This window comes from Polaromonas sp. CG_9.5 (genome assembly GCF_035984465.1).
GTDB lineage: Bacteria > Pseudomonadota > Gammaproteobacteria > Burkholderiales > Burkholderiaceae_C > Polaromonas.
Map to the genome: position 1 here is coordinate 1 of NZ_JAXCHR010000041.1, position 13289 is coordinate 13289.

Genomic DNA, 13289 nt, shown 5'->3' on the forward strand with positions numbered 1-13289 from the left:
AGGCAAAGCGCAGGCGCAGGCCGGGCAGGGCACCGAGGCCTTGGTTGCCTTCCGCGAAAGCCTGGATATCCGCCGCCAGCTGCGTCAGGCGCTGGATGACAGTCCGCAGGTGTTGCGCGACCTGTCCGTCTCGCTGAACAAGGTGGGTGATGCGCAGGCGCAGGCCGGGCAGGGTGCCGAGGCCTTGGTTGCCTTCCGCGAAAGCCTGGATATCCGTCGCCAGTTGCGTCAGGCGCTGGGCGACAGCCCGCAGGTGCTGCGTGACCTGTCGGTTTCGCTAGACAACGTAGGCAAAGCACAGGCGCAGGCCGGGCAGGATGCCGAGGCCTTGGTTGCCTACCGCGAAAGCCTGGAGATTTGCCGCCAGCTGCGCCAGGCGCTGGGCGATAGCCCGCAAGTGCTGGATGACTTGGCAGTTTCGCTGGAGCGAGTGGCTATCCAGTCAGCCTTGAGCCTGTCGGAGCGCCAGCGCTGCTTTCAAGAAGCTTTGTCATTGCGTGAGCGCCTGGTCTATGCTTTGCCGCAGAATATTTTTCATGCGCAGCGTCTGGATACGTTACGCCGTTTAGACCCATCTGATCCGGCACCTGATGCCAGCGCCTCATAAGATAATCAACCTTCGTTTTTGGAAACCCCTCAGTGAAATACATCTCCACACGCGCCTCGTCCGGCAAGCCGCCCGAGTTCAAGCGCTTTTGCGAAATCCTGCTTGAAGGCCTCGCGCCCGATGGCGGCCTGTATCTGCCCGAGCACTATCCCCAGGTCGATGACGCCACGCTGACAAAATGGCGCGGCCTGAGCTATGCCGACCTGGCCTTCGAGGTGCTGTCGCTCTATATCGACGATATTCCCGCCGCCGACCTGAAGGCCATTTGCGCCAAAACCTACACCGAAGAAGTGTTTGGCAGCAAAGAGATCGTGCCGCTGCGTCCGCTGGAGGCTGGGTTGTATCTCGAAGCGCTGTCCAACGGCCCGACGCTGGCGTTCAAGGACATGGCCATGCAGTTGCTGGGCAACCTGTTCGAGTACGAACTGGCCCGGCGCGGCGAAGAACTGAACATTCTGGGCGCCACCAGCGGCGACACCGGCAGCGCCGCTGAATACGCGATGCGCGGCAAAAAAGGCGTGCGCGTTTTCATGACTTCGCCGAACGGTCGCATGAGCCCGTTCCAGCAGGCGCAAATGTTCAGCCTGCAGGACGAAAACATCCACAACATCGCCATTGACGGCGTGTTTGACGACTGCCAGGACATCGTCAAGGCCGTCTCAAACGACTTGGCTTTCAAGCGTGACTACAAAATCGGCACCGTGAACTCGATCAACTGGGCTCGGTTGATGGCGCAAGTCGTTTATTACTTCGCGGGTTATTTTCAAGCGACCAGCTCGAACGCAGAAAAAGTCAGCTTCACCGTACCGTCAGGCAATTTCGGCAATGTCTGCGCCGGCCACGTGGCGCGCAGCATGGGGCTGCCGGTTGACAAGCTGGTGGTCGCCACCAATGAAAACGATGTGCTGGACGAGTTTTTCCATACTGGCGTGTACCGGGTTCGTGGCAGTGCCGACACGCATGAAACCTCCAGCCCGTCGATGGATATTTCCAAAGCCTCAAATTTCGAGCGTTTTGTGTTTGACCTGCTGGGCCGTGACGGCGACAAGACGCGTGCGTTGTTTCATGACCAGTTGTCCAGTCAGGGCAGTTTTGACCTGAGCGCAGACCCCGCCTTCAAGACCGCCGCTGAGCGTTACGGATTTGTCAGCGGCAAGAGCCTTCACACTGACCGTCTGGCGACGATTCGCGATGTCTATCGCCGCTTTGCCAGCATGATTGACACCCACACCGCCGACGGCGTGAAGGTGGCGCGCGAACAGGTTGAATCCGGTGTGCCGATGATCGTTCTGGAAACTGCTTTGCCCATCAAGTTTGCCGAAACGATTGTCGAGGCGCTCGGTCAGCTACCAGCCCGTCCGGCGCGGTTTGAGGGCATTGAAGCCTTGCCCAAGCGCGTCAAGCTCCTGCCAGCCGATGCCGCCGCCATCAAGCGCTATATTGTCGAAAATGTGCATTAAATACGGCTCTTGCGCATACTGCATGGGCGCAAGCAGCTATTTATTTAATAGCAAATCATGTATCCTGAAAGCCGGCAAATGAACGTCGTTGGCTTTGCTGGCTACTCGGGTTCGGGCAAGACAACGCTGGTTGAAAAGCTGATCCCGTCCCTCAAGTTGCGCGGCCTGCGGGTGTCGGTCGTCAAGCATGCGCATCACCGCTTTGACATTGATCACCCCGGCAAGGACACGTTTCGCCACCGCGAAGCCGGCGCTTTTGAAGTTGTCGTGGCGTCACAAAATCGGTTGGCGCTGATGCGCGAGTTTGAGCAGCCTTCTGAATTGACGGTGCATCAATTGATTGCCGAGCTGTACGAAGGCGTCGACTGGGTGCTGGTGGAGGGTTTCAAGCGCAGCGACTTGCTCAAGATAGAAGTCTGGCGCGCCGCCTCTGGCAAACCAACCCGCTATCTTGACGATGATTTCGTGGTGGCCATTGCCACCGATTCGCCCGATCAATTGCCGGCAGCGACCTTGCGTCCGGTGCTGGATTTGAACGATGCGGACGGAGTGGCCGATTTTTTGGTCAACAATCAGGATCGATTTCATTATTCATTCGAAGACCGGCTGGGTTAAGCCGCTTTTCACCGCTCCGGATGCCTTTCCATGAATTCAACAGTTCCCTCTTCAGTACCAGCACGACCTGAACGCCCGCCCATGAAGCCGCTGGATCAGGCGCTGGTTGAATTGATGGCGTTTGCCGTACCGTTGGGCCCCGCTGAAAGCGTTTCCACCTTTGAGGCTGATGGCCGGGTGCTGGCGCAAGACCTGTTGTCCGCGTTGGATGTTCCGGCGCACGACAACAGTTCGATGGACGGCTACGCTGTGCGCTGCGCCGACTGGGTTGATGCCGGTACGATTTTGCAGGTCAGTCAGCGTATTCCGGCCGGCAGCAGCGGCCATTTGCTCGCACCCGCCTCGGCGGCCCGGATTTTTACCGGCGCTCCGATTCCGCCCGGTGCAGATGCCGTGGTGATGCAGGAAGACTGCGAAACCGTCGAGGGCGGCGTTCGCATTCGGTTGCAACCGCAGCCGGGCCAGTGGATTCGGCGGCGGGGTGAAGATGTTTCAGCAGGTGCGGTCGTGCTGCACAGCGGCGCGCGCTTGAATCCGGCCTCTTTGGGGCTGGCCGCCAGCATTGGCTTTGACCAAGTGCAAGTAGCGCCGCGCGCGCGGGTGGCGCTGTTTTCTACCGGCGACGAACTCGTCATGCCGGGCGACGTGGCGCCTCTAGAGATGACACCCGGCGCGATTTACAACTCCAACCGGTTTTTCTTGAAAGCCTTGCTGGAGCGGCTCGGTTGCACCGTAACCGACCTGGGCATCGTGCCAGACCGGCTGGACGCAACGATTGAAGCGCTCAAAGGGGCCAGCCAGCAGCATGATTTGATTTTGACCAGCGGCGGCGTGTCTGTCGGCGAAGAAGACCACATCAAGCCTGCCGTGCAGGCGTTGGGCGAGTTGAATCTGTGGCAGATCGCCATCAAACCGGGCAAGCCGTTTGCCTACGGAAAAATCAATACCGCCCATTTCATTGGCTTGCCGGGCAATCCGGTTTCCAGCTTCGTGACCTTTTTGCTGCTGGTGCGTCCTTTCATTTTGAAGCTGCAGGGGGCGACTGAACTTGCACCTCAATCCATAGCCATGCCTGCCAATTTTGACTGGCTCAAAGCCGATAAACGCCGTGAATTCCTGCGGGTCAAACTTAATCCGGCGGGCGGGCTTGACCTGTTCGACAACCAGAGTTCCGGCGTGCTGACATCCGCCGTCTGGGGCGACGGGCTACTGGACAACCCGGCGGGCCAGACGATTGCCCACGGTGACAAAGTGCAGTTCATTGCGTTCTCGGCGCTGCTTTCATGAAAGGTTTTTTCGCATGAAAGTTAATGTCAAATACTTCGCCTCAATTCGTGAAGCCATCGGGCAGGGCAGCGAATTGCGCGAAACCTACGCCCTGACCCTGGCGAATTTGCGCGATGAATTGCTGGCTGCCAGCCCGGCGCATGCGGCCAGTCTGGCGCGTGGCAGGTCGGTTCGCATGGCGGTTGACCAGGTCATGAGTGACGAAACCGCCGTGTTGAATGACGGCTGCGAAGTGGCTTTTTTCCCGCCGGTGACCGGAGGCTGATTCGAGTCGGGAGTTTCCCCGACTCGCCAATCCTTGATCTTTTTAGCTTGCAGCGTTCCTGGAAAATTTGCTTTGACAAACCTTTCTGGAAGCATTTTTCAGCCTGCATGGGTTTATCAAAATACCGGGTTTGGCATGGCCGAGTCTGGCGTGCTGAGGTCTTGAAATATGTGACGGCGGGGTGCTTGAAACGCGCCTCAAGCGCGGTACTTCTCGTTTAAAAAGATAGCAGGGTATTCCTGTAGCAGCGTTAAGGTGGCACAATTCAAGTTGTTTCTGAAGGTCCTTCCCTGCCACAGTCGCATCCGCTAATCGGTTCAGCCGTGTTGCGGAAGGTTAATCAACCAGCTTTAACCAGCTTATGTTTCCCCAAGGGAAACGGAGGTCAGCGGATATGAGTTCAAACTCGCAGTCACCTGCATCTGTCTACACAGCCTATCAAGGCAATACCTATCTTTTCGGCGGCAATGCGCCCTATGTCGAAGAGATGTATGAGAATTACCTCGCCAATCCAGGCAGCGTCACCGACAGCTGGCGCGAATATTTCGACGCACTTCAGCACGTTCCCGCAACAGATGGCACCAATGCCAAAGACGTTCCGCATCTGCCTGTCGTCAATGCTTTTGCAGAACGTGCCAAACAAGGCCAGACCAAAGTCGTGGTGGCCAGCGGTGCAGACTCCGAAATGGGCAGAAAGCGCACTTCCGTTCAGCAACTGATCGCTGCTTATCGCAACGTGGGTGCCCGCTGGGCCGACCTTGATCCGCTCAAGCGCGCTGAACGCGACGATATTCCTGAGTTGGATCCGGCTTTTTACGGGTTCACGGATGCCGACCAGGAGATCGTGTTCAACACCAGCAACACGTTCTTTGGCAAAGAAACGATGAGCCTGCGCGAGTTGCTCAATGCGCTGCGCGAAACCTATTGCGGCACGATTGGCGCCGAATACATGTACGCCACTGACCAGAACCAGAAGCGCTGGTGGCAGCAAAAGCTCGAAAGCATTCGCAGCAAACCCAATTTATCCAAGGAAAAGAAGCTCCATCTGCTGGATCGCCTGACGGCTGCAGAAGGTCTTGAGCGCTTTTTGCACACCAAGTACGTGGGTCAAAAGCGTTTCTCGCTTGAAGGCGGCGAAAGCTTCATTGCCAGCATGGACGAGTTGATCCAGCGCGGCGGTGAAGTCGGTGTACAGGAAATCGTGATTGGCATGGCCCACCGGGGTCGGCTGAATGTCCTGGTCAATTCGCTGGGCAAAGTGCCCGCCAACCTGTTTGCAGAGTTTGACCATACAGCGCCAGAAGACTTGCCAAGCGGTGACGTTAAATACCACCAGGGCTTCAGCTCTGATGTGACCACCCCGGGCGGGCCTGTGCACTTGTCTTTGGCGTTCAATCCATCCCATCTGGAGATTGTGAACCCGGTCGTTGAAGGTTCGGTGCGTGCCCGTATGGATCGCCGTGGCGACCCTAAAGGGCTGCAGGTATTGCCGGTGCTGGTGCATGGCGACGCGGCATTCGCCGGTCAAGGCGTAGTGATGGAAACGCTGGCATTGGCCGAAACGCGGGGCTATTTCACGGGCGGCACTGTCCACCTCGTCATCAACAATCAGATCGGCTTTACCACCAGCGATCCGCGCGACAGTCGCTCCACCTTGTATTGCACCGATGTAGTCAAGATGATTGAAGCGCCGGTTTTGCACGTCAACGGCGATGACCCTGAAGCCGTGGTGCTGGCTACGCAGTTGGCGCTTGAGTTCCGCATGGAATTCCAGAAAGATGTTGTTGTCGACATCATCTGTTTCCGCAAACTGGGCCACAACGAGCAAGACACACCGGCGCTGACCCAGCCGCTGATGTACAAAAAGATTGCCCAACACCCCGGTACGCGCCGGCTCTACGCCGACAAGCTGACTGCTCAAGGCATGGGTGAGACGCTGGGTGATGACATGGTCAAGGCCACGCGCGCCGCACTGGACGCCGGCAAGAGCACGTTTGACCCTGTCCTGACCAACTTCAAGAGCAAGTACGCCGTTGACTGGCGCCCTTACGTCGGCAAGAAGTGGACCGACGCTGGCGACACCGCTATTCCGATGGCAGAGTGGAAACGCCTGGCCGAAAAAATCACGACTATTCCTGAAACCGTCACGCCTCACAACCTGGTCAAGAAAGTCTATGACGACCGCGCTGCCATGGGCCGTGGCGATATTCCGGTGGACTGGGGAATGGGCGAGCACATGGCGTTTGCTTCCCTCGTGGCCAGCGGCTATCCAGTGCGCCTGTCCGGAGAAGACTGTGGGCGCGGAACGTTCACGCACCGCCATTCTGTGATTCATGACCAGAGCCGCGAAAAGTGGGATACGGGCACCTATGTGCCGCTGCAAAACGTGGCTGAAAACCAGGCACCGTTTGTCGTCATCGACTCGATCCTGTCCGAAGAAGCCGTGCTGGCTTTTGAATATGGCTACGCATCCAACGATCCGGGCACGATGGTGATCTGGGAAGCCCAGTTTGGCGACTTTGCCAACGGCGCGCAGGTTGTGATTGACCAGTTCATCGCCTCTGGCGAAGTCAAGTGGGGCCGCGTCAACGGCATCACCCTGATGCTGCCGCACGGCTATGAAGGTCAAGGCCCTGAGCACAGCTCGGCCCGTCTTGAGCGTTTCATGCAGTTGTCGGCCGATGCCAACATGCAGGTGGTCCAGCCCACCACTGCCAGCCAGATTTTCCATGTGCTGCGTCGCCAGATGGTGCGCAACCTGCGCAAGCCGCTGATCATCATGACGCCGAAGTCGCTGCTGCGTAACAAGGATGCGACCTCGCCGCTGTCAGAGTTCACCAAGGGGGCTTTTCAAACGGTCATTCCAGAGAACAAGGAAGAGATCATCAAGCGGGCAGACAAGGTCAAGCGTATCGTTGCCTGCTCGGGCAAGGTGTATTACGACCTGGTCAAGAAGCGCGAGGAAAAAGGCATTGACGATGTGGTGATTCTGCGTGTTGAGCAACTCTATCCTTTTCCGCACAAGGCCTTTTCGGCTGAACTGAAAAAGTATCCCCATGTCACTGACATCGTGTGGTGCCAGGACGAGCCGCAAAACCAGGGCGCCTGGTTCTTTGTGCAGCATTACATCCATGAAAACATGTTCGACGGTCAAAAGCTGGGCTATTCGGGACGCGCTGCATCGGCTTCTCCGGCTGTCGGTTATTCGCACCTGCATCAGGAACAGCAAAAGGCGCTGGTGGATGGCGCGTTTTCCAAGTTAAAAGGTTTTGTACTGACCAAATAAGGTTCCAGTCACTTCCTGAAATACAAGAACACACACGAAAGAATCAAAATGGCCATCGTAGAAGTTAAAGTTCCCCAGTTGTCCGAGTCCGTGGCCGAAGCCACCATGTTGCAATGGAAAAAGAAGGTTGGCGACGCCATTGCAATTGACGAAATCCTGATTGAAATCGAAACCGACAAGGTCGTTCTCGAAGTGCCCGCGCCTTCGGCGGGTGTACTGGTCGAGCTGGTCGTAGCCGATGGCGGCACGGTGGTGTCGGATCAGGTGATCGCAAAAATCGACACTGAAGGCAAGGCAGGCGCAGCTGCACCTGCCGCCGCAGCGCCTGCTACAGCGGCGACAGCCTCGGTGGCAGCGTCCGCACCGGTTGCCGCCACGGGCGGTTCGATGGCTGGCGTGCCGATGCCTTCGGCTGCCAAGCTGATGGCGGACAACAGCCTGGCTGCAGGCACTGTTCCGGGCACCGGCAAGGATGGCCGCGTGACCAAGGGCGACGTTCTGGCTGTCACCGCTGCAGGTGCGGCAACTGCTATTAAATCAGTAGCTGCAAGCGCAATACCAACCGGCGCCCCGACCACTTCTTTGCCTAAAGTAGCATCGCCAGTGAAAGCGGTTGACCTCGGTGACCGTCCAGAGCAGCGGGTTCCCATGAGCCGTCTGCGCGCCCGCATTGCCGAGCGCCTTTTGCAGTCGCAATCCACCAACGCCATTTTGACGACCTTCAACGAAGTCAACATGGCGCCGGTGATGGAGATGCGCAAGAAGTTCCAGGATGCCTTCAGCAAAGAGCATGGCGTCAAGATCGGCTTCATGAGCTTTTTCGTAAAAGCTGCGGTGCATGCACTGAAGAAGTTCCCGATGATCAACGCCTCGGTGGACGGCAACGACATCGTTTATCACGGCTACTTTGACATCGGCATTGCCGTGGGTTCACCGCGCGGTCTGGTGGTGCCTATTTTGCGCAATGCCGATCAGATGAGCTTTGCCGACATCGAGAAAAAAATCGCTGAGTATGGCCAAAAAGCCAAGGACGGCAAGCTGGGCATCGAAGAGATGACCGGCGGCACTTTCTCGATTTCCAATGGCGGCACGTTCGGCTCGATGCTGTCAACGCCGATCATCAACCCGCCACAGTCCGCCATTTTGGGCGTGCATGCCACCAAAGACCGTGCTGTCGTCGAAAACGGCCAGATCGTTATCCGCCCGATGAACTACCTGGCGATGAGCTACGACCACCGCATCATTGATGGCCGTGAAGCTGTGCTGGGTCTGGTGGCGATGAAAGAGGCGCTGGAAGATCCAGCCCGCCTGCTGTTCGATATCTAAACCCTTTTGGGGCAGAGGACTGCAGCCGTCTGGCTGCCAGTCCCTGCCTCCCATTTACTGGAAAAGCATATGTCCAAACAATTTGACGTGATCGTCATCGGTGGCGGTCCTGGCGGCTATGTTGCTGCCATTCGCGCCTCCCAGCTAGGTTTTAACGTTGCCTGTATCGACGAATGGAAGAATGCCAAGGGTGGCCCGGCCCTGGGCGGAACCTGTACCAACACGGGTTGCATTCCCTCGAAAGCCTTGCTGCAATCTTCAGAGTATTACGAGCATGCGGGCAAGCACTTTGCAGACCACGGCATTGAAGTCAAGGGTTTAGGCCTGGATGTTGCCAAGATGCTGGGCCGCAAGGACACGGTCGTCAAGCAAAACAACGATGGAATCGTCTACCTGTTCAAAAAGAACAAGGTCACTTTCTTTCATGGCCGGGGTTCATTTGTGGCGGCAAAAGACGGCGCTTACGACATCAAGGTTGCAGGCGCTGCAGAAGAAACCATCTCTGGCAAGCACATCATCGTGGCGACCGGCTCGAATGCGAGAGCGTTGCCGGGTGCGCCTTTCGATGAAGTCAATATCCTCTCCAACGACGGTGCCTTGCGCATTGGGGCTGTGCCCCGGAAGCTGGGCGTCATTGGCTCGGGTGTGATTGGTCTTGAAATGGGTTCTGTCTGGCGCCGTCTGGGTGCCGATGTGACGATTCTGGAAGGTCTGCCCACCTTTTTGGGTGCGGTTGATCAGCAAATCGCCAAAGAAGCGCACAAAGCGTTTACCAAACAGGGTTTGAAAATCGAGCTGGGCGTGAAAGTCGGCGAGATCAAGAACGGCAAAGAGGGCGTGTCCATCGCTTATTCCAATGCCAAGGGTGAAGCGCAGACGCTGGCCGTGGACAAGCTGATTATTTCCATTGGCCGCACTGCCAACACCATGGGTCTGAGCCCGGAAACCGTTGGTCTGAGTCTTGACGAGCGCGGAGCGATCGTGGTCGACGGCGAATGCAAGACCAATTTGCCCAGCGTCTGGGCGGTAGGTGATGTGGTGCGCGGCCCGATGCTGGCGCACAAGGCTGAGGAAGAGGGCGTGGCTGTGGCTGAACGCATCGCCGGCCAGCATGGCCATGTCAACTTCAACACCATTCCCTGGGTGATCTACACCAGCCCCGAGATTGCGTGGGTCGGTCAGACAGAAGAGCAGCTGAAAGCCGAAGGACGTGCTTACAAGTCCGGCACTTTCCCTTTCATGGCCAACGGCCGGGCACGGGCGCTGGGCGACACCACGGGCATGGTCAAGATGTTGGCCGATGCGGCCACCGATGAAATCCTGGGTGTGCACATTGTGGGCCCCATGGCCAGCGAGCTGATTGCTGAATGCGTGGTGGCTATGGAGTTCCGCGCCAGCAGCGAAGACATCGCCCGCATTTGCCATGCTCATCCGTCATTGAGCGAGGCGACCAAAGAAGCCGCTTTGGCGGTTGACAAGCGTACGTTGAACTTTTAAGAACGCGCAGCGCAGTGACACAACTGGTTCACTTGGCCTATGAGGCCGAACTCGCTGCAAGGGGCTATGCAAGTGACCCGGCGCAGCTGCATGCCGTTGATGTGCTGGAGCGCTGCGCCACGGAATGGGCCGCGTACAAAGACCAGCGCTCAAATGCCTTCAAAAAGCTGATTAACCGGCCAGCCATTCCGCGTGGCGTGTATATGCACGGCGGGGTAGGGCGGGGCAAAAGCTTTTTGATGGACTGCTTTTTTGGCGCGGTGCCGCTCAAACGAAAAGTCCGGCTGCACTTTCATGAATTCATGCGTGAAGTGCACCGTGAACTGCTTGACCTGCAAGGCACTGCCAATCCGCTTGACGAATTGGGCAAGCGCATTTCAAAGCGTTACAGGCTGATCTGTTTTGATGAGTTTCATGTGGCGGATATTACCGATGCGATGATTCTTCATCGCTTGCTGGTTGCCCTGTTTGACAACGGCGTAGGGTTTGTTACTACCTCCAACTTTCATCCTGATGGTCTTTACCCTAATGGCCTGCATCGTGACCGGATTCTTCCTGCCATTGAACTGCTGAAAGCGCATCTGGAGGTCATCAACGTCGATAACGGAACGGACTACCGCAGACGAACCCTGGAGCAAGCCAGGCTCTACCATTCTCCGCTGGGCTCTCAGGCCGATGCTGAAATGACGGAAACCTTTAATCGGCTGGCGGCATCGCAAGATGAAAACCCCGTGCTGCAAATTGAATCGAGGCAGATCCATGCGCGGCGAAAAGCGGGCGGCGTGGTGTGGTTTGACTTCAAGGCACTGTGTGGCGGCCCACGTTCGCAAAATGATTATCTGGAAATAGCCACTCAGTTTCACACTGTACTGTTGAGCGATGTTCCCCACATGCCCCTGCGGATGGCCTCTGAAGCCCGGCGTTTTACCTGGCTGGTGGATGTACTTTATGACCGGCGTGTCAAATTAATCATGTCCGCCGCAGTGTCGCCTGAAGAGCTGTATACAGAAGGGCCTTTGGTGCATGAGTTTGCCCGTACCGTTTCACGAATCAACGAAATGCAGTCTATGGAGTTTTTGGCGCTTGAACATAGAACGGTAGATACCGCCCTGACATGAAAATTTTTTCAGTCTTACTTTGGCTGGTTTCGTTGAGTCAACTCGCCTTTGCGCAAAATTCAGAACTGAGCGGGGAGGCGGGCAATATTGGCATTCAGCGCACGGCTGTAAATGCCGAGCGCAGCCGACTGGAAGCCGGTTTTTTGTCTGAAGATGCTGCTTGCTACAAAAAGTTTGCAGTCAACAGCTGTCTGGGCAAGGTCAACAGCCGCAGGCGTGAGGCCATGGCAGACTTCAGGCGGCAAGAGATTTTTTTGAATGATGCGGAGCGAAGAATCAAAGGAGAAAACCAGATACGCAAAACGCAAGAAAAGGCATCTCCTGAAAACCAGCAGCAAGCGGCTGACAGCCGTGCCAAAGCAGTAGAAGTATCTCAGGGGCGTCTGGATAGCTTGAAGGACAAGCAGCAAAAGCTGACGATCCGCGAGTCAAATGAAAAGGCCGCCCGCGCAGCAAATGCACAGAGGCTTCTAGCGCATCAGCAAAAAAATCAGGCGCGCGCCGAGAAGCAGGCTGCAAATGAGGAAAAGGCGAAAAAATTCAGCGAGCGTCAGAAAGAAGCTCAAGAGCGACGCAGTCAGCACGACGCCGATCAACTAAAACATACAAAGCCTTCTGCCAAGCCGCTGCCTTTACCTGAGTAGCCGGGCATCTAGTCCAGCGCCTCAAGCTTGACAATCACCAGTGAAAGATTGTCTCCAACTCCGCGCGCACGCGAGTGGGCTTTCTGGATCAGGAACTCTGTCGCTTCTCGCGGTGAAAGCATCGACAGCGCAGAACCCATTTCACTGGCGCTGAAGTAGTGCCAGACACCGTCGCTGCAAGCCATCAATACATCATTGGGCTGTAATTTGGGGATGTAATGCTGCGCAATGGGTGGCGCTTCTTCTGCCCCAAGGCAGCCCATGAGGATATTTGCTTTGGGATGGTTATTGGCTTCATCTTCATCAATCTCGCCTTTGTCCACCAGTGTTTGCACATAAGAGTGATCTATTGTTCTGTAGACCAGCTTGCTGCCTCGGTAATGGTAAATCCGGGAGTCGCCCGTGTGTACCCAGTAACATTCACCACTTGGGGTGATTAAAAATGCTGCCAGCGTACTGTGAGGCTCTTCCTCAGCAGAAATAGCCGTGAGCTTGATGACAATGTGGGCTTCTTCAACGATCTGCTTGAGCATTGAAGGTGCATCGTCTGTTTCAGGCGCGTAGCGGTCGAAAAGCTGTTTGGCCGTCAGCATGACCTGGTCAGATGCCTTGCGCCCGCCGCTGCGGCCACCCATACCATCTGCCACGATGCCCAGCATGCAGCCAGGAATTCTGTGGTGACTCAAGAGGTTGACCTGGTCTTGCTGATAATCCCGGTCTCCCTTGTGGATACCCGTGGAAGCTGTGATTCGATAACCTTTGGTCATTGTGTAATCTAACGAGCCTTGTGGGCTCGATTTGTGGCGGCAATCTACCTATTATCAAGCCGCTAATTTGGAAAAAATAGATTGATCTTAAATCATCACTTGCTCAAGTATTTGCAAAAAAAAACTCGAAATTAAGTATGCAGATATCAAAACGTTTACTGATGAAGTAGTGCCTGTCAGATCCATTTGCGATGCTTGCAAGCAGGAAACTGAAAAAAAGCCCATTTCAACTTTGCGACCGCACTTCATATCTCGATTCACCCTCCATCTCTTTTGAGTCAGCCTGATGAATCTTGCTTTTGCAGTTGTGTATAGACCGGAGACTGACCTTGCCCCCAGAAAACGTATCCCTTGCTGAGTGGTTCAATTCAGACAAGGAAAACGAAAATGACAAAGACATCAAGGGCCAAGTACACG

Annotated in this window: 11 protein-coding genes; 10 read left to right on the forward strand and 1 reads right to left on the reverse strand. The window is 56.1% G+C overall.

The genetic code is table 11. The features are described from left to right. The 10 genes from RCH06_RS17235 to RCH06_RS17280 form a co-directional block, all read left to right on the forward strand. The coding region (locus RCH06_RS17235) for a tetratricopeptide repeat protein (RefSeq protein ID WP_327082695.1) at window positions 1–607 on the forward strand (607 nt) is incomplete at its 5' end. 32 nt (window positions 608–639) lie between these two features. Next, window positions 640–2067, forward strand: a complete 1428-nt coding sequence (gene thrC / locus RCH06_RS17240) for a threonine synthase (RefSeq protein WP_327082696.1) — start codon at window positions 640–642, stop codon at window positions 2065–2067. Window positions 2068–2124: 57 nt separating this feature from the next. Further along, a complete protein-coding gene (gene mobB, locus RCH06_RS17245) occupies window positions 2125–2682 on the forward strand; it encodes a molybdopterin-guanine dinucleotide biosynthesis protein B (protein ID WP_327082697.1) in 558 nt (185 codons plus the stop codon). 81 nt (window positions 2683–2763) lie between these two features. Continuing rightward, a complete protein-coding gene (locus tag RCH06_RS17250) occupies window positions 2764–3969 on the forward strand; it encodes a molybdopterin molybdotransferase MoeA (RefSeq protein ID WP_327082698.1) in 1206 nt (401 codons plus the stop codon). Between the two features lie 13 nt (window positions 3970–3982). Beyond that, window positions 3983–4234, forward strand: coding sequence for a MoaD/ThiS family protein (locus tag RCH06_RS17255; protein ID WP_327082699.1), 252 nt, complete (start codon window positions 3983–3985; stop codon window positions 4232–4234). Between the two features lie 394 nt (window positions 4235–4628). Continuing rightward, complete coding sequence (locus tag RCH06_RS17260) at window positions 4629–7520, forward strand: 2-oxoglutarate dehydrogenase E1 component (protein WP_327082700.1); 2892 nt, start codon at window positions 4629–4631, stop codon at window positions 7518–7520. A gap of 48 nt (window positions 7521–7568) precedes the next feature. Continuing rightward, complete coding sequence (gene odhB, locus RCH06_RS17265; RefSeq protein ID WP_327082701.1) at window positions 7569–8846, forward strand: 2-oxoglutarate dehydrogenase complex dihydrolipoyllysine-residue succinyltransferase; 1278 nt, start codon at window positions 7569–7571, stop codon at window positions 8844–8846. A 69-nt stretch (window positions 8847–8915) separates the two neighbouring features. Beyond that, window positions 8916–10343 carry a dihydrolipoyl dehydrogenase gene (gene lpdA / locus RCH06_RS17270; protein ID WP_327082702.1) on the forward strand — a complete coding sequence of 476 codons (1428 nt, stop codon included), beginning with the start codon at window positions 8916–8918 and terminating at the stop codon, window positions 10341–10343. A 14-nt stretch (window positions 10344–10357) separates the two neighbouring features. Then, on the forward strand, window positions 10358–11461 hold the full coding sequence (gene zapE, locus RCH06_RS17275; RefSeq protein WP_327082703.1) for a cell division protein ZapE: 1104 nt from the start codon (window positions 10358–10360) through the stop codon (window positions 11459–11461). Then, window positions 11458–12105, forward strand: a complete 648-nt coding sequence (locus RCH06_RS17280) for a hypothetical protein (protein WP_327082704.1) — start codon at window positions 11458–11460, stop codon at window positions 12103–12105. Before zapE ends, RCH06_RS17280 begins: the two co-directional genes overlap by 4 nt. 8 nt (window positions 12106–12113) lie before the next feature. Here RCH06_RS17280 and RCH06_RS17285 read toward each other — a convergent pair whose 3' ends face one another. After that, the gene (locus RCH06_RS17285) at window positions 12114–12872 is read right to left on the reverse strand and encodes a PP2C family protein-serine/threonine phosphatase (RefSeq protein WP_327082705.1); all 759 of its coding nucleotides are present in this window, start codon (window positions 12870–12872) and stop codon (window positions 12114–12116) included. Between the last annotated feature and the right edge of the window lie 417 nt (window positions 12873–13289).